At 61.6% G+C, this 19,677-nt stretch carries 20 protein-coding genes, 1 pseudogene and 1 riboswitch; of the genes and pseudogenes, 17 read left to right on the forward strand and 4 right to left on the reverse strand.

The genetic code is table 11. From position 1 onward, the window contains the following. Positions 1–79: 79 nt before the first annotated feature. Positions 80–529: pseudogene (locus tag ACWGXF_RS10140) on the forward strand (aromatic ring-hydroxylating dioxygenase subunit alpha); the annotation flags it as partial. A 204-nt stretch (positions 530–733) separates the two neighbouring features. Continuing rightward, complete coding sequence (locus ACWGXF_RS10145; RefSeq protein WP_087864609.1) at positions 734–2,095, forward strand: MFS transporter; 1,362 nt, start codon at positions 734–736, stop codon at positions 2,093–2,095. Positions 2,096–2,152: 57 nt separating this feature from the next. On the opposite strand, the gene ACWGXF_RS10150 is transcribed toward ACWGXF_RS10145, so the two are convergent. From ACWGXF_RS10150 to ACWGXF_RS10160, 3 genes are all read right to left on the reverse strand, one after another. Then, positions 2,153–2,602, reverse strand: a complete 450-nt coding sequence (locus ACWGXF_RS10150) for a thermonuclease family protein (protein ID WP_054074014.1) — start codon at positions 2,600–2,602, stop codon at positions 2,153–2,155. Between the two features lie 410 nt (positions 2,603–3,012). Further along, positions 3,013–3,393, reverse strand: a complete 381-nt coding sequence (locus ACWGXF_RS10155; RefSeq protein WP_012837949.1) for a cell division protein ZapA — start codon at positions 3,391–3,393, stop codon at positions 3,013–3,015. Between the two features lie 40 nt (positions 3,394–3,433). After that, on the reverse strand, positions 3,434–3,643 hold the full coding sequence (locus ACWGXF_RS10160; RefSeq protein WP_003063053.1) for a hypothetical protein: 210 nt from the start codon (positions 3,641–3,643) through the stop codon (positions 3,434–3,436). A gap of 241 nt (positions 3,644–3,884) precedes the next feature. Further along, a riboswitch (cobalamin riboswitch) is annotated at positions 3,885–4,126 on the forward strand. A gap of 68 nt (positions 4,127–4,194) precedes the next feature. Between ACWGXF_RS10160 and ACWGXF_RS10165 the strand changes: the two genes are divergently transcribed. The 15 genes from ACWGXF_RS10165 (at position 4,195) to cobT (ending at position 18,913) form a co-directional block, all read left to right on the forward strand. Continuing rightward, positions 4,195–6,072, forward strand: a complete 1,878-nt coding sequence (locus tag ACWGXF_RS10165; RefSeq protein WP_306164071.1) for a TonB-dependent receptor domain-containing protein — start codon at positions 4,195–4,197, stop codon at positions 6,070–6,072. A 30-nt stretch (positions 6,073–6,102) separates the two neighbouring features. Continuing rightward, complete coding sequence (locus ACWGXF_RS10170) at positions 6,103–7,521, forward strand: cobyrinate a,c-diamide synthase (RefSeq protein WP_256630266.1); 1,419 nt, start codon at positions 6,103–6,105, stop codon at positions 7,519–7,521. A 26-nt stretch (positions 7,522–7,547) separates the two neighbouring features. Beyond that, positions 7,548–8,129 carry a bifunctional adenosylcobinamide kinase/adenosylcobinamide-phosphate guanylyltransferase gene (locus tag ACWGXF_RS10175; protein ID WP_256631227.1) on the forward strand — a complete coding sequence of 194 codons (582 nt, stop codon included), beginning with the start codon at positions 7,548–7,550 and terminating at the stop codon, positions 8,127–8,129. Further along, the gene (locus tag ACWGXF_RS10180; RefSeq protein ID WP_039048522.1) at positions 8,126–9,037 is read left to right on the forward strand and encodes an ABC transporter substrate-binding protein; all 912 of its coding nucleotides are present in this window, start codon (positions 8,126–8,128) and stop codon (positions 9,035–9,037) included. The genes ACWGXF_RS10175 and ACWGXF_RS10180 overlap by 4 nt, the downstream gene beginning before the upstream one ends. Further along, complete coding sequence (locus ACWGXF_RS10185; protein ID WP_039048523.1) at positions 9,034–10,083, forward strand: FecCD family ABC transporter permease; 1,050 nt, start codon at positions 9,034–9,036, stop codon at positions 10,081–10,083. Before ACWGXF_RS10180 ends, ACWGXF_RS10185 begins: the two co-directional genes overlap by 4 nt. Beyond that, the gene (locus ACWGXF_RS10190) at positions 10,080–10,877 is read left to right on the forward strand and encodes an ABC transporter ATP-binding protein (protein ID WP_256630267.1); all 798 of its coding nucleotides are present in this window, start codon (positions 10,080–10,082) and stop codon (positions 10,875–10,877) included. Before ACWGXF_RS10185 ends, ACWGXF_RS10190 begins: the two co-directional genes overlap by 4 nt. A gap of 60 nt (positions 10,878–10,937) precedes the next feature. Continuing rightward, positions 10,938–11,507, forward strand: coding sequence for a cob(I)yrinic acid a,c-diamide adenosyltransferase (cobO, locus tag ACWGXF_RS10195; protein WP_003080011.1), 570 nt, complete (start codon positions 10,938–10,940; stop codon positions 11,505–11,507). A 36-nt stretch (positions 11,508–11,543) separates the two neighbouring features. After that, a complete protein-coding gene (gene bluB / locus ACWGXF_RS10200) occupies positions 11,544–12,296 on the forward strand; it encodes a 5,6-dimethylbenzimidazole synthase (RefSeq protein WP_003063039.1) in 753 nt (250 codons plus the stop codon). Continuing rightward, positions 12,293–13,375, forward strand: a complete 1,083-nt coding sequence (cbiB, locus tag ACWGXF_RS10205) for an adenosylcobinamide-phosphate synthase CbiB (RefSeq protein ID WP_256630269.1) — start codon at positions 12,293–12,295, stop codon at positions 13,373–13,375. Before bluB ends, cbiB begins: the two co-directional genes overlap by 4 nt. Continuing rightward, positions 13,368–14,375 carry an aminotransferase class I/II-fold pyridoxal phosphate-dependent enzyme gene (locus tag ACWGXF_RS10210; protein ID WP_256631228.1) on the forward strand — a complete coding sequence of 336 codons (1,008 nt, stop codon included), beginning with the start codon at positions 13,368–13,370 and terminating at the stop codon, positions 14,373–14,375. Before cbiB ends, ACWGXF_RS10210 begins: the two co-directional genes overlap by 8 nt. 65 nt (positions 14,376–14,440) lie before the next feature. Beyond that, positions 14,441–15,226, forward strand: a complete 786-nt coding sequence (locus ACWGXF_RS10215) for a HipA family kinase (RefSeq protein WP_452101921.1) — start codon at positions 14,441–14,443, stop codon at positions 15,224–15,226. Next, complete coding sequence (locus ACWGXF_RS10220) at positions 15,213–15,614, forward strand: DUF3037 domain-containing protein (RefSeq protein WP_012837960.1); 402 nt, start codon at positions 15,213–15,215, stop codon at positions 15,612–15,614. Before ACWGXF_RS10215 ends, ACWGXF_RS10220 begins: the two co-directional genes overlap by 14 nt. Positions 15,615–15,617: 3 nt before the next feature. Continuing rightward, complete coding sequence (locus ACWGXF_RS10225; RefSeq protein WP_041744030.1) at positions 15,618–17,084, forward strand: cobyric acid synthase; 1,467 nt, start codon at positions 15,618–15,620, stop codon at positions 17,082–17,084. Between the two features lie 104 nt (positions 17,085–17,188). Next, positions 17,189–17,617 carry a hypothetical protein gene (locus ACWGXF_RS10230; RefSeq protein ID WP_012837962.1) on the forward strand — a complete coding sequence of 143 codons (429 nt, stop codon included), beginning with the start codon at positions 17,189–17,191 and terminating at the stop codon, positions 17,615–17,617. Positions 17,618–17,800: 183 nt separating this feature from the next. Then, on the forward strand, positions 17,801–18,913 hold the full coding sequence (cobT, locus tag ACWGXF_RS10235) for a nicotinate-nucleotide--dimethylbenzimidazole phosphoribosyltransferase (protein WP_256630270.1): 1,113 nt from the start codon (positions 17,801–17,803) through the stop codon (positions 18,911–18,913). A gap of 54 nt (positions 18,914–18,967) precedes the next feature. Here cobT and nth read toward each other — a convergent pair whose 3' ends face one another. Beyond that, positions 18,968–19,624, reverse strand: coding sequence for an endonuclease III (nth, locus tag ACWGXF_RS10240; RefSeq protein ID WP_452101879.1), 657 nt, complete (start codon positions 19,622–19,624; stop codon positions 18,968–18,970). Positions 19,625–19,677: the final 53 nt, after the last annotated feature.

The following is a 19,677-nucleotide window of genomic DNA, read 5'->3' on the forward strand; positions in this document are numbered from 1 at the left end:
CTAGGGTTAATGCGTGGGTCAGATTGAGATGGAAAAACCGGGGGCTAGTGGGTCACTTCTGGGTGGAAATCAACACTTTGTCAGAGTGGTGCGGTATATGCCTGACTCGGTACCGCCTCCGACATACTCCGCAGCTTATCCTTTCAAGGGGAATGTGGACCGTTGGCAGGAGATCGAATTTCGCGTATCCCATCTGCTGATCTGGACAGGTGCTGTCGATCAGGGAACCGACGCTATGGACGATCCGCAAAGAGGCGGCTTTCACATGCGTGGGTTTCATGGGGTGACGCCAGAGAGCGAGACGACTTGCCACTACTTCTGGACCATGGCGACCAATCCGATCAAGGACATAGAGGAAGTCAAACGCAAGGTTCTGGAGCAAACCGAGCTCACCTTTGACGAGGACAAGGTCGTGATTGAAGCGCAGTATCAGAACATGATTCGCTTCGGGCCTAAGTCCATGATCGATATCCATGTTGACGTGGGAGCGAATCGCGCTCGACGGATTATTGAGAGATTAATGGTTTAACTCCCTATGCGAAAGGCATGGGTTGTTTGGGCTCAATCCTCTCAAGTACACCTCTGCATCAACGGTAATCAGCGGGTATCTATCTCGCGCCTGATCGCCACCTAAATCCGCTTCAGAAAACCCAGATGGACTGCTTTAGCTATGAGCAGGCTCAGACGAAGGCCAAGCTACGCCTGACGTAGCAATTTATAAAAGGAGACAACCATGAACTCTTCAGTCGTGGGGAAAATGGATGATGAGCCAATGTCTGCATATCAATGGTTTGTCATCGCACTATGCTTTCTCATCAATATGCTTGATGGGTTTGATGTGCTGGTGATGGCTTTCACGGCTGCGTCGGTCGCCAGTCAATGGGCGTTGAGTGGCGTACAGCTGGGCTATTTACTCAGTGCAGGGCTTGTGGGTATGGCCCTGGGTTCGCTGGTTATCGCGCCTTGGGCTGACAGGATAGGCCGACGACCGCTCATCATGCTGTGTATTGCGATTGCTGGCATCGGCATGCTGGCATCTGCATATGCACAGTCCGCCGTTCAACTGGGTGCGCTGCGACTGTTCACCGGTTTGGGCATCGGAGGCATTCTAGCCAGCAGTTATGTGATCGCTGGCGAGTATGCATCTAGTCGCTGGCGCGGTTTGGCCATCAGTTTGCAAGCCACGGCATATGCCTTGGGGGCCACTATTGGGGGGCTGATTGCAACGCAACTGATCCCTAGCCTGGGCTGGCGATCAGTATTCCTGTATGGCGGGGTGGCGACATTGGTGACTTTGCCAGTCATGTTTTTGTGGTTGCCTGAATCGTTGGATTTCCTGATTGCTAAGCGTCCCTCCAATGCGCTTGGGAAGATGAACATCATTCGATTGAAAGTAGGACTGGAGCCTCTGGCGCAAATGCCCGCTTTCAATCAATCGACGGCAACAGCAGGAGCGAACCGTGTTGCCAGCTTGCTTGCACCTGGACTTGCCGCGTCTACCTTGCTGATTTGGGCCGCCTTTTTTATCGTTATGTTCGGCTTTTACTTTGTGATGAGCTGGACCCCGAAGTTGCTGGTGACGGCGGGATTGTCCAACCAGCAAGGTATCACTGGTGGCGTTCTGCTCAATGTGGGAGGCATTGTCGGTACTTCGCTAATTGGTTTCCTGGCAGCAAAGTACCGACTGTCCCGGGTACTCATGCTCTATCTCATCATTAACGCTGCATTGATGTGCACATTTGTGAGCCTGCTTGGCAACTTGGGAATGGCATTCGCGACCGCCCTGGCTATTGGTGTGTTTGTCAACGGATGCGTTGCTGGACTCTATGCTTTGACACCGAACATCTATACCGCGACACAGCGCGTCACGGGACTGGGGTGGGCAATCGGCGTGGGGCGCATCGGCGCTATTGTCTCGCCATTGGTCGCGGGCAAGCTCATTGACGCCAGTTGGAGGCCTGACCAGCTCTTTTCGCTCTATGGTCTTGTCTTCTTGGGTGCTGCATTAGCCGTTTATCAACTACAGCGCAGGAATACTGCTTCAACTGCGCCTCAGCCATTGGTGATGCATGATGCCCCTGAAACAGCCGATTGATATGAACTTCTGACCGCCTGCTCCTGGCCGGTAGCACTGGTTCGTGGACCTCGCTACCTACGGCGCGATTGGCTCTGGATCACGCCACAGCCCGACTTTGCGTGCCATGGCCTCTTGCTCGGCAAACTCATACTGTCCACGCGCCTGGGGAGACTGTTCGTGGCCACAGGCGCGGTACCACCGGGCCATGCCTTGGGTGATCATGGCCAAGCCGGCATCGAGCGTGCGTGGCCCGCTGGGTGCCGATGCAGGCGTCACCCAAACAGAGCAGATCTGTCGCTGGAACCGATCTGTCTTGGTGCAGCGCAGTTCTGCCTCCTTAAGAAATGTCAGCTCAGCCAATGCTTGTCGGGCGCTCTCGCCGAATGGTTGCTTGCGCTCGGGTGCATCGATGCCCTGCAGCCTGACCGTGATCTGCTCATAAGCGCCAGGCTCACCACAGCGCGCGGTCAGGGTGCGACCGTCTGAGATGCCGATGACGAGGCAGAGAAGGGTGGCTGCAAGCATGGCTTCAGTCTATTGGGCAAGAAAAAGGCCCGCAACGCGGGCCAATCATCAATCCAGATAGATGCACAAGTTGTTGATCTCAATTGCCTGCGATGCCCGGCTTTGTTTGATTCTTCAGGCCATCTTCGTGGCTGGAAAGCAAGCAAATCAACAGCTTGTGTGTGTAAAGGTGTCTGCAAATGCCACCGGCTCGTCATCCTGAACCGGGGGTTCAGGTGGGCAAGAGCAACCTATCGTTGGGTTCATCTGACGCGAGACGATCACGCTCAATAGGTGATTTATCAAGCCCATGCTCGTTGAGCATTGGTTCAAGGAAATATAAAAACCGGCAGATTTGCAGACGGTTTTATTCTAACGGGTATTGGCAGTCGCGCGGAGGTCATGACTGCTTTGCTGCTGAGGTTACCCGATCAGAGCAGCCTGGCGTCAGCATCCAGTGCCTGATCGAGCTTGAGCACCAGTTGCTCGGCAAGCTCCTGCTGGCGCTGCAGCTCAGCCTGGGCGGCCTCATTGACCTCGGCGGGGGCGAGCTGCTCCTGAGCAAGCGCCTGCATTTCTGCCTGGGCGTTGGCCATAAGGGCTTGCTGGGCATCGCGGTCAAGCACGTCGAAAGCCATGTTGAGGGCTGCCAGCACTGCCACGCGCTCGCGCGAGCGGACCTTGCCGCTGTCGCGGATGCGGTTCATGGCTTCGTCCACGCGGCGAACGGCTTCCTGCACACGTTCTTCTTGACCATCGGGGCAGGTCAGCACATAGCTTTGCTGCATGATTTGCACATCGATCTGCTTCATGGGCGTCAGTGGCGGGTCTGGTGATGGAGGGTGACGACTGTCACTCTCCCTGGTTGGCGGGCAGGCGTTCGATCAAGGCATCGACGCGCGCACGTGCGGCCTGCAGGCGCAGACGCAGCAAATCGCGCTCTTGCGTCAGAGCGATGACCTGATCGGTGAGCAGGGTGTTGGTGCGCTGCAGTTCCTCGTGGCGCACCAGCAGACGCTCTACGCGCTCGGCAATGAGATCAAGAGAGGGCTGGGTGGTCATAGACTCTGCCATTGTAGGTCTTGCAGTCCGTGGGTGAGTATAAATGTGCAGGCAAATTCAGCAGTTTGTGCAGGAGCACAGGCTGCTTGACTGCCGCAATCGTAAAACTGCAATATTTCTCTCAAAATCGTAGCGTGCTGCACAAGTTCTGTGTACCTCAAACGCATATTTAAGGTAAAAAATCGTCACCTGAGCCGCGCTCGGTTACTCCGAATGAAGGATCTGCGCCGCGTAGCGCTCATTACAATGGGCGCCTGTTGGTGCTCGAGGCCGCTTTTCTGTGGTCTCAGTTCAACGGGAAGCAGGGAGGTGCTGGCCAGACACACTGGCACACCGAACCTGCGCTGCCCCCGCAACGGTCGGCGAATGGAGTGCGTAGCACTCCTCCTTTTCCATTCATAGCCACTGGCGCTTGCGTGCTGGGAAGGCTGGCAAAAGGAAGAATCGCCTAGCCCGGATACCGGCCAACATGGGTTGCCTGCATTCTGTGCAGGTATGTTTGCTCAATGTCGGCGGGTTGGCTGGGTTGGGCGCTTTCTTGCAGATTTCTCATGCCTAGAGTTTCCTCGCCAGTGCGCAGCGTGGCGCCATTTTCCCGCACCCGTGTAGCAGTTGCGGCTGTGCTTTTTTTTGCTTCTTTCTCTAGTCTGAGTACCCATGCGCAAACTGCGGGGGGACGTCAGCTGGCTGAGATCGTCGTCACTGGCAGCCGTGCTGAGGCTTCTGTGGACCAGCTGGCGGCAGATGTGACCGTAATTGACACCAAGAAGATTGAGCGTGCGGTTGGCAGCAGCCTGCCAGAGCTACTCCAGCGTGAGGCCGGGCTGCAGATGAGCAGCAATGGTGGCCTTGGGAAGGAGACTAGTGTCTTCACACGTGGCACGGAGAGTCGCCACACTATTTTGCTGGTGGATGGTGTGCGTTATGGTTCTGCGACTAGCGGTGGTCCTTCTTGGAGCAATATTCCGCTGGCTTCCATTGAGCGCATTGAAGTGATCAAGGGCCCCGCTTCATCCTTGTACGGCAGCGATGCGGTGGGCGGGGTGGTGCAGATTTTCACCAAAAAGGGGGTGGGTGATAAGCCTTTCAACCCCTACGCCAGCGTGACGCTTGGAAGCGATCACTTTGCACAGGCTGCCGCAGGTCTGAGTGGTTCGCATCAAGGCTGGAACTATTCGCTGAATGCCCAGCGTACGACGGAGCATGGCTTCTCTTCGACTAACCCTAAAGTGCCATACGGCAACTTTAATCCGGACCGTGATCCTTTTCGTCAAAGCTCACTCAATGCCTCCTTGGGCTACGAGATCAACCCCAATTGGCGCGTAGATGGCAGCGTGCTCTATTCCGAGGGTGTCAATCATTTCGATGACGGCCCGGGCGTGGATACACGCAGCGCTCTGCGTTCCCAAGTCAGCACGGCATCTGTCACAGGCAGGATCTTGCCGGATTGGAAGTCCAAGTTCACCATTAGTCATTCGCGCGATGAAAGCAATGCCATCGCGTCGGCCCAGTCGTACAACTTGCCTGGTCTGTTTGCAACGACACAGCGCCAGTACCAATGGCAAAACGATATCGCTACGCCTGTGGGTCTGGTGGTGGCGGGTCTGGAGCGTCTTGAGCAAGAGGTCAAGAGCAGCACCAAATACTCGGTGACCGAGCGGACAGTGAACTCCGGTTTTGTGGGTCTGACCGGTGAAAAAGCAGGCCATAGCTGGCAGGCGAATCTGCGCAGAGACGACAACTCCCAGTTCGGCAGCAAGAATACCTGGGGTGTTGGATATGGATTGCAGCTGAGCTCTCAATGGCGGATGCATGCGTCCCACGGAACCAGCTTTGTCGCGCCGACTTTCAATCAGTTGTACTGGCCTGACTATGGCTCGCCGGACCTTAAGCCGGAGCAGGGACGCAACACTGATGTAGGAGTGACTTGGAGCGAGGGCGGTCACTCTGTGAAGCTGGTCCGCTTTGATAATCGTATTCGTGGCTACATCGCGAACACCACCAAGCCAGAGAACATTCCTCGCAGTCGTATCAAAGGTTGGACCTTGGGGTATAGCGGCCAGTTCATGGGCTGGACCCTGCGTGCTGACTACGATCAGCTTGACCCGCGCAACAGCCTGACTGGCACGCTGCTGCCACGTCGTGCGCGCCATGTGACGCGGCTGTCGGCGGACAAGGATTGGGGTGGCTGGACCTTTGGCGCTTCTGCCCAGTCTGTGGGCAAGCGCTATGACGACGTTAAAAACACACCAGAAAAGCTACTGGGTCAATACACAACCGTGGACTTGTATGCCAGCTACCGTCTGGACAAGGACTGGACGCTGTCTGCCAGGGTATCCAACCTTACGGACAAGGACTACACCACGGCCTATGGCTACAACACGCGCGGCCGTGCAGGTTATCTGACCTTGCAGTGGCAGCCGCGATGAGAGGTGACCAGTGCAATCGAGGTGTTTGCAATGACTGAGATCACGCGCTGCCCGGCGCTGCTGATCAGTGCTCCGGCCTCCGGCCAGGGCAAGACCACCATCACGGCTGCCCTGGCTCGCCTGCATGCACGCCAGGGACGCAAGGTGCGCGTATTCAAGTGCGGGCCGGATTTTCTGGACCCCTATTGGCACGAGCTGGCCAGCGGTTCGCCCGTGCATTCGGTGGATTTGTGGATGACGGGCGAGGGGGATGTGCGCCAGCGTCTGAATGAGGCGGCCCAGGAGGCCGATCTGATTCTTGTCGAAGGTGTGATGGGCTTGTTCGACGGCAACTTCAGCGCTGGCGATCTGGCGCAACTGCTGGGTCTGCCTGTGCTGGCCGTGGTCGATGCCTCGGCCATGGCGGGCACTTTCGGGGCGCTGGCCTATGGCTTGCAGCATTACCAGGGCGGTCTGCGCTGGGCCGGCATGCTGGCCAACCGCGTGGCCACGGCTCATCATGCCGATCTGCTCAGGCAAGGCCTGCGCGACCAGTCGCTGTGGCTGGGTGCCATGCCCGGTGTGCAACTGGGCGATGCAGCGGTCAAGGCCAAGTCAGCAGCGCTGCTGCCCGAGCGCCACCTGGGCCTGATCGCAGCCCACGAGCTCGGCGATGCCTTGGAGCGCCTGGACGCTGCGGCCGACGCCCTGGCCCAGACTCCCCTGGGGCAACGGGGCTGGAGCTCGGACGATGGTCAGCCCAGCTGGCAGGACTGGAACGTGGACTTTGCAGCGCCCGACATGGCCGGCGATCAAGCTCGGCTGGAGCCCTGGCTGGGCGGGCGTCGCATTGCCATCGCGCGCGATGCGGCGTTTTCCTTTATTTATCCCGCCAATCTGGACTGTCTGCGTGCCATGGGGGCCGAGTTGTGCTTTTTCTCGCCGCTGGCTGGCGATGCGCTGCCACCCTGCGATGCGATCTGGCTGCCCGGCGGCTATCCGGAGCTGCATGCCCGGGCCTTGCATGAGAACCGGCCGTTGCGCGACGGCCTTGCCGAGCATATGGCGCAGGGCAAGCCGGTCTGGGCCGAGTGCGGCGGCATGCTGGCCCTGTGTGATGGAGTAACTGCCCTGGACGGCAGCACCCAGCCCATGTGGGGGCTGCTGCCAGGTCAGGTTGTGATGCAGAGCCGGCTTGGCGGTCTGGGCATGCAGCAGCTGGCGCTCGATATGGGCTTGCTGCGCGGCCATACCTTTCACTACACAAGGCTGGAGACGGCCATGCCGGTGCTCACGTGCAGCAGCCGTCCCGGCGCAGCCGTACAGGCAGACCGTGGCGAGGCACTTTATCAATATGGCAGTGTGCGGGCCAGTTACTTTCATGCCTGGTTTCCGTCCTGCCCGGCAGCGGTGGCGTCGCTTTTTGGCGCAACAATCGAAGACTGGGCCTTTTGTCCATCACCACCATGAGCCCTGCAAGCACCACCTCCTTCGTCATGCCGCGTACTCAGCTGATTCTGGGCGGGCAAAAAAGCGGTAAATCCCGTCGTGCAGAGCTGCTGGCGCGCCAGTGGCTGCAGATGGATGCCGGGAATCAGGCTGCGCTGGTGGCGACCGGCCAGGCCTGGGATACGGAAATGAGCGAGCGCATTGCGCGCCACCAGCGCGACCGCGCCGAGCGCGTGCCAGGCATGTTGACCATAGAGGAGCCTCGCGAGCTGGCCCAGGTGCTGGCCCAGCACAGCAGCCCGCAGCGCCTGCTGGTGATTGATTGCCTGACCTTGTGGCTGACAAACTGGTTGATGCCGGTGCAGACCGGGAATTCTGAAGACAGCCCATCTCCAGCTCCGGACTGGCAATCACAGCTAGCTCTCTTTCTGAAAGCGCTTGGCGAAGCTGCCGGCCCCGTGATTCTGGTCGGCAACGAAATCGGTCTGGGCGTGATTCCCATGGGGCGCGAAGTGCGCGCATTTGTCGATGCGCTGGGCTTGCTCAATCAGCAGGCGGCAGCGCATTGCGAAAGCGTCACGCTGATGTGCGCCGGCTTGCCTCTGGCGTTGAAAGGGCCGCAGGCATGAGGGCCACCGTAAAACAGTTTGCCGCTGCTGCGCTGCTTGTTTGCGGCCTGGCCGGGGCTTTGTCGGTGGCGGCGCAGTCCGTGCAGATCACCGATGCACGTGGCGCGCAGGTGCAATTGGCCAAACCGCCGCAGCGCATCGTCAGCCTGCTGCCCTCGCTGACCGAGAGCCTGTGCGCGCTGGGCGGTTGCGAGCGTCTGGTGGGGGTGGATCGCTATTCCAATTGGCCGGCCCATGTGAAGACCGTGCCCGTGGTTGGGGGCGGGCTGGATCCGAATATCGAGGCTATTGTGGCGCTAAAGCCAGATTTGGTGCTGGTTTCCATGGCATCACGGGCCATTGCGCGAATGGAGGCGCTGGGCCTCAAGGTGGTGGCGCTGGAGCCGCGCACCCACGAGGAAGCGCGCACCGTGATGCAGAAAATAGGTCAGCTGCTCGCCTTGCCGCCCACACAGGGCGCAGACCGCGTCTGGGCCGGGATCGAAGCCGACCTGAACAAGGCCGCTGCCAGCGTGCCCGAAGCCATGCGCGGTCAGCGCGTGTACTTTGAAGCCAGTCGCGGCCCGTATGCCGCCGGTGAAAAATCCTTTATCGGCCAGACACTGACGCGGCTGCATCTGCGCAACGTGGTCGACGCCAGGCAAGGGCCGTTTCCGCGCCTGAATCCCGAATATGTGGTCAAGCAGGACCCAGACCTGTTGATGGCCGGTGAGCGCTCCTGGAAAAATGGCATGCCCGAGTATCCGGGCTGGGCGCAAATGCGAGCCGTGAAGCAGGGGGCTATTTGCTCCTTTACGCCCGAGGAATCCGACATTTTGGTGCGCCCAGGCCCCCGCATGGCCGAAGGCGCGCAGCTTATCGCCCGATGCCTGAAGGGACTGGCCGCCAAGCAGGGCAAGAGTCAATGAGCGACAAGCCCTCAGGCAGCACTCATGCTCCCTATATACAGGCAGGTATTGCCGCGCCCTGGCTGCTGATCTGGCTGGCGCTGGCTGCAACTGTGCTGGTCCTGCTGGGCGCGGGAGTTGGCAGCACGGGTTTTGAGAGCGTACTCAATGCCCACCAAGACCCGCTAGCCTGGCAGATCGTGATGGATATTCGTCTGCCGCGCACGGTGGTGGCCCTCCTAGCCGGAGGCCTGCTGGGGCTGGCCGGAGCGGTGGCGCAGGGCGTGTTTCGCAACCCCCTGGCCGATCCTTATTTGCTGGGCAGTGCCTCGGGCGCATCGCTGGGCGTGGCGCTGGCCATGGGAGCTCTGGGCGTTTCGCCTTTTGCGCTGACCGGGCTGGCGCGCTGGGGCGTGACGGGTGCCGCTTTTGCCGGTGCTGTGCTTGCCGTGGTGCTGACCCTGGTGCTGGCCAAGGGCGTGCAGAACACCATGCGACTGCTGCTGGCCGGCGTGGTGGTGGGCGTGGTGCTGGGGGCCGTGGCGTCGCTGGTGGTGCTGATGAATCCCGATATTTTGCAGGCCATGCAGTCCTTCATGCTGGGCAGCACAGCCTTTGCGGGCTGGCCTGCCTGCAGGCTGATGCTGTGGGTGCTGCTGCCCACGCTGGTGCTGTCATGGAGTCTGAGCCGCGTGCTCGACGGGCTGGCACTCGGCGAGGCCACGGCCCATAGTCTGGGTCTGCCGCTGGCGCCGTTGCGTCTGCTGCTGATCGTGCTGCTGGCGCTGGCCACGGGCACCGCCGTGGCGCAGACCGGTTTGATCGCTTTTGTAGGCCTGGCTGCGCCCCATCTGGTGCGTTCCATGGTGCGCGCGCTGCACCGCTGGCTGCTGGTGCTAAGCAGTCTGATGGGGGCGGTGCTGCTGCTGGCCGCCGACCTGCTGGCGCGATGGTTGATCGCACCGCAGGAGCTTCCCGTGGGGGTGCTGACGGCGGTGCTGGGAGGCAGCTATCTGCTCTGGCTGATGCACAAGCGTGGCGCCATGCCGTCTGGAGAGGGCGCATGAGCAGCAATATCGAGACTGGAATCGCGTTGGCGACCGAGGCTCTGAGCGTGCAGCTGGGCGAGCGCGGGGTGCTGCGCCAGATCAGCCTGCGCATTCCCCGGGGTCGCTGGACGGCCATCGTTGGCCCCAATGGCGCGGGTAAATCCACGCTGCTGCGCGCCATGGCCGGCATGCGTGCCGCCAACCAGCGGCAAAGCGGCGCGGTGCTTTTGCAGGGCCGTGAGCTGGGCGACTGGAATGGCCGCGAGCGTGCCAAGGCCCTGGCCTGGCTGGGCCAGAATCAGCCTGTTGCGGCTGATATGGCCGTGTATGACGTGGTCATGCTGGGGCGTTTGCCCCACCAGGGTTGGCTGGCTCCGGCCTCGAACGCCGACCGGCAGGCCGTGGAGCAGGCGCTGCGCCAGACCCATGCCTGGGACTGGCGCCAGCGCAGCATAGGCCAGCTATCGGGAGGTGAACGTCAGCGCGTGCTGCTGGCAAGGGCCCTGGCCGTGCAGGCACGGACTCTGCTGATGGATGAGCCACTGGCCAATCTTGACCCGCCGCACCAGACCGACTGGATGCTGACGGCCCGCAGTCTGGTGCAGCAAGGCGCGACCCTGGTCAGCGTGCTGCACGAGTTGTCCTTCGCCTTGCTGGCTGACGAAATGGTCGTCATGCAGGCCGGCCGTATCACCCACCAGGGCGCTTGCAGCGATCCCGCCACCCATGCCGCGCTGGAGTCCGTGTTTGACCGGCGCATACAGGTGCGCGAACTCGAGGGCCTGTGGCTGGCCCTGCCGCGCCTGAGCTGAGCTCGGTCGCAATTCTTGATTTTTTGCCCTTTAGTCCTTGATAGACAAGCGAGAGTAGCTATGAATATTGAAACTCCTCCCACCGAGAAGCCTTACGAAAAGCCCGAGGGTGAGCGCCGCGGCCTGATCATCGTCAACACCGGCAATGGCAAGGGCAAGAGCACGGCCGCCTTTGGTCTGGCCTTTCGCGCCACGGGCCGGGGCAAGGCCGTCAAGGTCTATCAGTTCATGAAGGTGCCTACGGCCCGCTTTGGCGAGCACCGCCTGGCCGAGCAGGTCGGTCTGCCCATCGAAGGGCTTGGCGACGGCTTCAGCTGGAAGAGCAAGGACCTCGATCACTCCGCCCAACTGGCGCGTGACGGCTGGGAAAAGGCCAAGGCCGATATTCTCTCGGGCGAGCTGTTTCTGGTCGTGCTCGACGAGATCACCTATCCGCTGATCTATGGCTGGCTGCCACTGCAGGAGGTGCTGGACACGCTCAAGGCACGCCCCAAGGATGTGCATGTCTGCCTGACAGGCCGCCGCTGCCCGCAGGAGATCATCGACATCGCCGACACCGTGACCGAGATGACGCTGATCAAACATGCTTTCCAGGCGGGTATTCCCGCTCAAAGAGGTATCGAAGACTGATGGCTTTTGCCATGTCTGTGGCGCGACAATAGTTCCATGACCGAATCCAAGACCAGCTCTTTCGCGACGATTGCCGCAACGCCTTTCACCGAGGCCGAGCGGGCTGCCGTCTACCGCGCCATCTATGAGCGCCGCGACATGCGTCATTTTGCGGGCGGTAAGGTCCCCGACGAGGTCTTGCTGCGCCTGTTGCGCGCCGCGCATCACGCGCCCAGCGTGGGGTTCATGCAGCCCTGGCGCTTTATTCGGGTCAAGAGTGCCGAATTGCGCTTGCAGATCCACGGTCTGATCGAGGAGGAGCGCGTGCGCACTGCCCATGCTCTGGGCGAACGTGAAGAAGACTTCATGAAGCTCAAGGTCCAGGGCGTGCTCGATGCGGCCGAGGTGCTGGTCGTGGCCATGCCGCCGGGGCGCGAGGCGCATATCTTCGGTCGCCGAACCCTGCCCGAGATGGACATCGCCAGCAGCGCCTGTGCCATCCAGAACCTCTGGCTGGCCGTGCGTGCCGAAGGTCTGGGTATGGGCTGGGTCTCGATTTTCGATCCGCTGGCGCTGGCCCGATTGCTGCAGATGCCTGAAGGTGCCCACCCGCTGGGCGTGCTCTGCCTGGGCCCAGTCGATGCCTACTATGCCGAGCCCATGCTGCAGCAGGAAAAATGGGCCTGCCGTGCGCCTCTGGAAGACATGCTGATGGACGATGTCTGGGACGACTCGCGTGTGGTGGCCGCGGCGACCAAGGGCAAGCCGGGCAGCGGGCCGTGCGCCGCGAAGAGCAAAACAGACACATGACGAGTTTCGGCTGGACTGAGCTGATCGGTCTTTCTCTCAGTCCGCTGGCATGGCTCTATCAGACATTTACCGCCAGTGATCTGGCGGCGTCCAACTGGGCTGCCAATGTGCAAGCCGGCTTGCTGGCCTTGCTGGTTGCCCTGCTGCTGGACCGGCTTTGGGGCGAGCCGCCGGTGTGGCTGCACCCCGTGGTGCTGATGGGCAAATTACTGGGCTGGTCGGGGCAGGCGCTTGCGCCTCGTGCCGAAGTGCAGCGAGACTATCTGCGTTTTTGCCTTGCAGCAATTGTCTGGTGTGCGCTGGCAGCTCTGTTTTTCATGGTTTATGGCCTCGCCCAGTTCATGCTGGGTTTTGCACCCTGGTGGCTCTGGGGGCTGGTGATGGGCGTGTTGCTCAAGCCGCTGCTGTCCTGGCGCATGCTCAAGGATGAGGTGCAGGCCGTGGAGGCCGCATTGCAGCAATCGCTGCCCGCAGGGCGGGAGCGTCTGAGCTGGCTGGTGAGCCGCGACACGACACAGCTGGACGCGGCCACCGTGCGCGAAAGCGCCATCGAGACGCTGGCCGAGAACCTCAGCGATTCCGTGATCGCTCCGCTGTTCTGGTTTGCCGTGGCCGGCTTGCCCGGGGCGGCCGTCTATCGTTTTGCCAATACGGCCGATGCCATGTGGGGCTACCCCGGCTGGCGAGGCCAGGGCATGCGCCGTCGTCACTGGCAATGGACGGGCAAATGGGCGGCCCGCGCCGACGATGTGCTGAACTGGATTCCGGCGCGCATCACCGCAATGTGGCTGGCGCTGCTGGCCGGCGGCCTGTCCTGGACCGGTTTGAGGCGCGATGCAGCCGTGACACCGTCGCCCAATGGCGGCTGGCCCATGGGGGCCATGGCGCAGGCACTGGGGGTTCAGCTTTCCAAGCCCGGCGTCTATCAACTCAACCCTCAGGGGCGGGCACCGCAGGCGGCTGATCTGAAGCTGTCTGTAAAATTGGCATCAAAAGTGATCAGGTTGCATGTGCTGCTTGCATTGATTGCTATGATTTTGATGTTTCTGTGGAGAGGAAGGCTGCTTGCCAATGTTTGATGTGAATGCGGCAGCCATGCATGGCGGTACCGATGCGCAGGGCGTTCCGGCGCATGATTTTTCGACCAATCGCAATGCCTGCGGGCCTTGTCCCATGGCCGTGAAGGCGTTGCAGGCCGCCCATATAGCGCAATACCCCGATCCGCAATACGGGGCATTGCGCGCGCAGCTGGCGGCTTTTCATGGCGTGGCGGTAGAGCGCATCCTGATCGGCGGCAGCAGCAGCGAGCTGATTCATCGCCTCACGCTGCACGCTGTGCGCAGCGGTGCCAAAAGCGTGCAGTTTCCCCAGCATCACTATGGCGACTATCTGCAGGCTGCGCGGGTGTGGCGGCTGGCGCTGTGCCGCCGCACAGAAGCGGCCGTGGCGCCGGTGCTCAGCTGGGCCTGCGAGCCTTCAAGCCCGCTGGGGGCGATGGAAGACATCTGGCCTGCCTGGCAGCAGCCGCCGGCGCAGAAGGAATGGCGCATGCTGGACTGCGCCTACCGTCCGCTATGGCTGGAGGACCAGCCACCCGAGCGCAATCTCGACACGGTCTGGCAGCTGTGGACGCCGAACAAGGCCCTGGGCATGACGGGTGTGCGCGCTGCCTATGCGATTGCGCCCATGCAGGCCGCAGCGGCAGAGCTGCAGGCGCTGAACGCGCTGGCGGCATCCTGGGTGGTGGGCTCGCATGGCGTGGCCATGCTGCAGGCCTGGGTGACGGACGAGGTGCAGCAATGGCTGGCCCACAGCCTCATGACCTTGCGCCGCTGGAAGGCGCAGCAGCTGGCGCTGTGCGAGAGGCTGGGCTGGCAGGTCGTTCCCGGTCATCAGGCCAATTACTTTGTCGCAGGTCTGCCGCTGGCAGAGCTTGCCGCGCCTCTTGCCGGCCTGCGTGCCCAGGGCATCAAACTGCGCGACTGCGCAAGCTTTGGCCTGAGCGGCCATGTGCGGTTGGGCGTGCTGCCGCCCGTGTCGCAGGCCGCGCTGGAACAGGCCTGGAAAAGCATCCAATGACCTTGCCGATCAGACCTGATGGGCGCAAGGCGCTACCATTTCCCATGGACACTGAAACCTTGAAGCTGCGCTCGGTGCTGGTGGAGCGCTATGTCACGCCGCTGCGCGAAGGCGGCTCCATGCCGGCGATTGTCGAGACCGACGACCTGGGCACCTATGTGCTCAAGTTCCGGGGCGCCGGGCAGGGCGTGCGCGCGCTGATGGCCGAGATCATCTCGGGCGGCATGGCACGTGCGCTGGGCCTGCCGGTGCCTGAAATCGTGCTGCTGCACTTGAACGGTGACCTGTCCCGCACCGAGTCCGACCCCGAGATCCAGGACCTGATTCGCGCCAGCGACGGGCTGAACGTGGGGCTGGACTATCTGCCGGGCTCCATCAACTTTGACCCGGCGGTGGACGTGGTGGACGACGACTTTGCATCGCGCCTCGTGTGGTTCGACACCCTGGTCAGCAATGTGGACCGCACGGCGCGCAACACCAATATGCTGATGTACCAGAAGCAGCCCTGGTTGATCGATCATGGCGCGAGTCTGACCTTTCACCATGCCTGGAACGGAGTCGTCGCCGATCCGGCCAAGCCTTTTACGCCCAGTGCCGAGCATGTGCTGCTGCCGCAGGCCAGCCAGCTGGCGCAGCTGGATGCGCAGATGGCCGCCAAGCTTGGGCCCGAAGTGCTCAAGAGCATCGTGGACGAGGTGCCCGACTGCTTTCTGGAGCAGGCCGCTGCCGACAAAGAGGGCGATGTGCTCAGGAATGTGCAGGCCCATCGCGCGGCCTATGTGAATTATTTCGTGGCCCGGCTTGCCGAGCGTGGCCGCTGGTTGCAAGGAGTGATCGATGCACGCGCATGAGGTCTACGACTACGCCATCGTGCGGGTAGTGCCGCGCGTGGAGCGTGAGGAATTTGTGAACGCGGGTGTGATCCTCTCCTGCCAGCGCACCGGTCATCTGCAGGCTGCCGTGGCCCTTGACGAACAGCGTCTGCTGGCGCTGGATCCGAATGTGGATCTGGAGGCCGTGCACCGTCACCTGGGCTCCATCGTGGCCATCTGCGAAGGCAGGATCGATGGCGGGCCGATTGCGCAGCTGCCCATGCGTGCACGCTATCACTGGCTCACGGCCAAGCGCAGCAGCATCATCCAGACCTCGCCCTCGCATATGGGCATGTGCACCCATCCCGGCGAGGCGCTGGCCAGAATCCTGCAGCGCGTGGTGCTGCCGATCCCAATCGAGACTTAAGACATGACAGCACGTTGCATCATGGTGCTGGGCACCAGCAGTGGCGCGGGCAAAAGCTGGGTGGCCACGGCGCTGTGCGCCTACTACCGCAGCCAGGGCCTGAAGGTTGCGCCGTTCAAGGCGCAGAACATGAGCAACAACGCGCGCGTTGTGGCCACGCCCGAGGGCCGCTGGGGCGAGATCGGCACGGCCCAGTATCTGCAGGCGCTGGCCGCGGGTGCGGTTCCCGATGTACGGATGAACCCGCTGCTGCTAAAGCCCGAGGCTGACACGCGCAGCCAGGTCGTGCTGTTCGGACAGGTCAATGAGGAGCTGAGCGCCATGCCCTGGCGAGGTCGCAGCCTCAAGGTCTGGCCGCAGATCGCGCAGGCGCTGGACGAGCTGCGTGCCGAAAACGATGTGGTGGTGATCGAAGGCGCGGGCTCGCCGGCCGAAATCAATCTGCATGCCAGCGATGTGGTCAATATGCGTGTGGCCAAACATTGCAACGCACACTGCCTGCTGGTCTCGGACATAGACCGAGGCGGAGCCTTTGCCCATCTCTACGGCACCTGGGCACTGCTGCCTGAGGATGAGCAAAAGCTCATCAAGGGCTTTGTGCTCAACAAGTTCCGGGGTGATGCAGCACTGCTGGCACCGGCGCCCCAGATGCTGGAAGAGAAGACGGGTGTGCCCACGGTGGCTTGCATTCCCATGCAGTTCCAGCATGGTCTGCCCGAGGAGGACGGCGTGTTCGATGATCGCGGCAGCACGGGAGCCGGGCGGGCCGTTCACACCACGATTGCCATCATCGCCTATCCGCGCATCAGCAATCTCGATGAATTTCAGCCCTTGCTGCAAGTGCCAGGCGTGCGCGTGATCTGGGCTCGCTCTCCCGCGCAACTCGCCGAGGCGGACTGGGTCATTCTGCCGGGCAGCAAGGCCACGGCTGCCGATCTCGCCTGGATGCGTGCACAGGGGCTGGATGCAGCCGTCGTCGCTCATGCCGGACTCGGCAAGCGGGTGCTGGGTATTTGCGGCGGTCTGCAGATGTTGGGCGAGGCGCTGATTGATCTGCATGGAGTGGACGGCAATGCCGCAGGCCTGGGTCTGCTGCCGCTGGCGACCCTGTTTGCGCAGGACAAGACTGTGCAACCCACGACCCTGCAACTGCCTGCGTTGCACGCCCCATGGAATGCCCTGAGTGGCGTGCCGGCACGTGGCTACGAGATCCACCACGGCCAGACCCAACTGCGCGCCGACATGCAGACGGCCAGTGTGCGACCGGCTCAGGAGCTGTTGCCCGGCATGCTATGGCAGGGAGGCAACAGCGCTGTCATCGGTACCTATCTGCACGGTCTGTTTGAAAACGCCGAGGTAATTCATGCGCTGTTCGGCCACGATGCACCCAGCCTGGAGCAGGTGTTTGCGCGGCTGGCGCAGGGCGTGGGGCAATGGTTTGAGCCGACCGCGCTCCAAGCTCCGGCCTGATTTGTAGGACTATTCCTGCGGGTGCATAGCCGCTGAACCGATAAGCCCTGCCTGAGAGTGCGTGCAAGCTGACCGAGCTATTCACTTTTGGAATGGAGTTGCGTATGGCTTTTTTCAAGGTTCAGACTCTTCAACTAGCTTTGGGTGCGGCGGTTTTGTCGCTGGCAGGCATGGCCAGCGCACAGACGGATGCGGCCAAGCCGGCGGCTGAAGCAGCTGCGATGGATGCGGCCAAGCCCGCGATGAAAAAGCACCACCATCGCCATCATCACAAGGGCCAGCGTCCCATGCGCGAGAGCAATTCGTCTTCACGCGAGGCGATGGCGGCAAGTGCCGAAGCCAAGAAGGGCAAGCTCGACGACGGCCAGGGCATCAGCCAGTACGAGCGCAATGCCTACGCCCGTTGCGGTGTGTTCAAGACCGAAATCGACCAGCAGGCCTGTATGGCGCGTGTCAAGGACGGCGCTGTCAGCGGCTCGGTCAAGGATGGCGGCATCCTGCGCGAAATCACGGTTGAGGAAGTCATTCGCTGAGGCTTTGCCGCGTCTTCCGCCAAGGCCCTTAGGGGCCTTTTTTCATGCAGCTCCTGAGCAATCGGCGAACTTGGCGTTCCGGTGCCGATGAAAGCGCGATACTTGCAGTATCCCAAAAACGTGCCTTCCGCATCCCGGTGGTGGATGGCACTCAGGCCTGATGCACCGGGAATGACTGCACGCATGAGTTCCGCTTCTTTTTCCGAATTCCTACCGTCCACCATCTGGTCCTGTCCGCAGGTGCAGGACATCCATGACGCGGCGCTGCAAGCCCGCGTCCAGCATCGCCTGGATTTCAAGACCAAGCCCCAGGGATCGCTGGGTGTGCTGGAACAACTGGCCTTGCGCATTGCCGGCATCGTGGGTTGCGAGACTCCCAATCTGTATGCACCGCAGATGGTGGTGTTCGCTGCGGATCATGGACTGGCTGCTCAGGGTGTGTCGGCCTATCCGGTCGATGTGACTTGGCAGATGGTGGAAAACTTCCTCGCTGGCGGCGCGGCCGTAAGCGTGCTGTCTCTGCAGAACGGAATTGATCTGAATGTTGTGGACTGCGGCGTGGCCCGCGACTTTGAGGTGCGCGAGCAGGATCCTGCGCACAAGCTTCCCAAGGCCCATGAGCCACGCCTGTGGCGGCGCAAGGTGGCCTATGGCACGGCGGACTGCAGCGAGGGTCCGGCCATGAGCGAAGCGCAATGTGCGATGGCGCTTCGCAATGGCGGGGAGCTGGTCAAGAAACTGCCGGGCAATGCGCTGTTGCTGGGCGAGATGGGCATAGGCAATACATCCAGCGCATCATTGCTGCTGGCGCGTCTGTGCGGCGAGCCGATAGAGGAGGTGACCGGGGTGGGCACGGGCCTGAGCAGCGAAGGCCTGGCGCGCAAGATCGCCGTGCTCGGGCGGGTGCTGGATTTCCACGCCGACGTGCAAGAGCCACTGGCTGTACTGGCAGCTATGGGCGGACTGGAGATTGCGACCATGACGGGAGCTGTGCTGCAGGCCGCTGCAGAACGCCGCCTGATCGTGGTGGATGGCTTTATCACCACGGCCGCCGTGCTGGTGGCCAGCCGCCTGCAGCCCCATGTGCTGCAGCGCTGCGTGTATGCGCACCGATCGGGTGAGCCGGGTCATGCCCGTATGTTGGCTCAGCTGCAGGCACAGCCCATGCTGGACTGGCAATTGCGCCTGGGCGAGGGTTCTGGCGCGGCGCTGGTTTGGCCGCTGCTGTGCTCGGCCTGCACCATGCTCAACGAAATGGCCAGTTTTGAATCGGCCGGCGTCAGCGGCAAGAGCTGAGGAACTTGAAAAATATAGCTGCAAGCGCTTTGTGGATATTCGTTTGAGACGTTTTCAGCTCTTTTTGCCAGCTGCAGGTGCCGGGGTTTTGGGCGTGAAATCGCAGTATTTTGAAGCCACGCATTCCCAGCAGCGGGGCTTGCGCGCCTGGCAGACATAGCGGCCCAGCAGGATCAGCCAGTGATGGGAGTCCACCGCGTATTCGTCGGGTACGCGCTTGAGCAGCTGCTTTTCGACTTCCAGCGGATTCTTGCCGGGTGCCAGCCCCGTGCGGTTGCTGACGCGGAAGATGTGCGTGTCCACGGCCATGGTGGGCTGACCGAAAGCCACGTTGAGCACCACATTGGCGGTCTTGCGGCCTACGCCGGGAAGGGCTTCCAGCTCTTCGCGGGTTCTGGGTACTGTGCCTGCGTGCAGCTGAACCAGCATGCGGCAGGTCTCCATCAGATGCTTGGCCTTGCTGCGGTACAGGCCTATGGTCTTGATGTAGCTCTCCAGCCCCTCAAGCCCCAGATCCAGAATGGCCTGCGGAGTGTTGGCAACAGGAAGAAGCTTGCGCGTGGCCTTGTTCACCCCTACGTCGGTGGCCTGGGCAGACAGCAGCACGGCGGTCAGTAACTCGAACACCGTGGTGTATTCCAGCTCGGTTTGTGGCGTGGGGTTGGCGGCCTTGAGCGCAGCAAAAAACGGCGCTATATCGTTTTTCTTCATGGGCGATATTGTGGCTTGTCGTTCAGGGGGGAACAAAGAAAAAGCCGCTGCGT

The sequence above is a fragment of the Comamonas sp. HJ-2 genome (genome assembly GCF_053615495.1).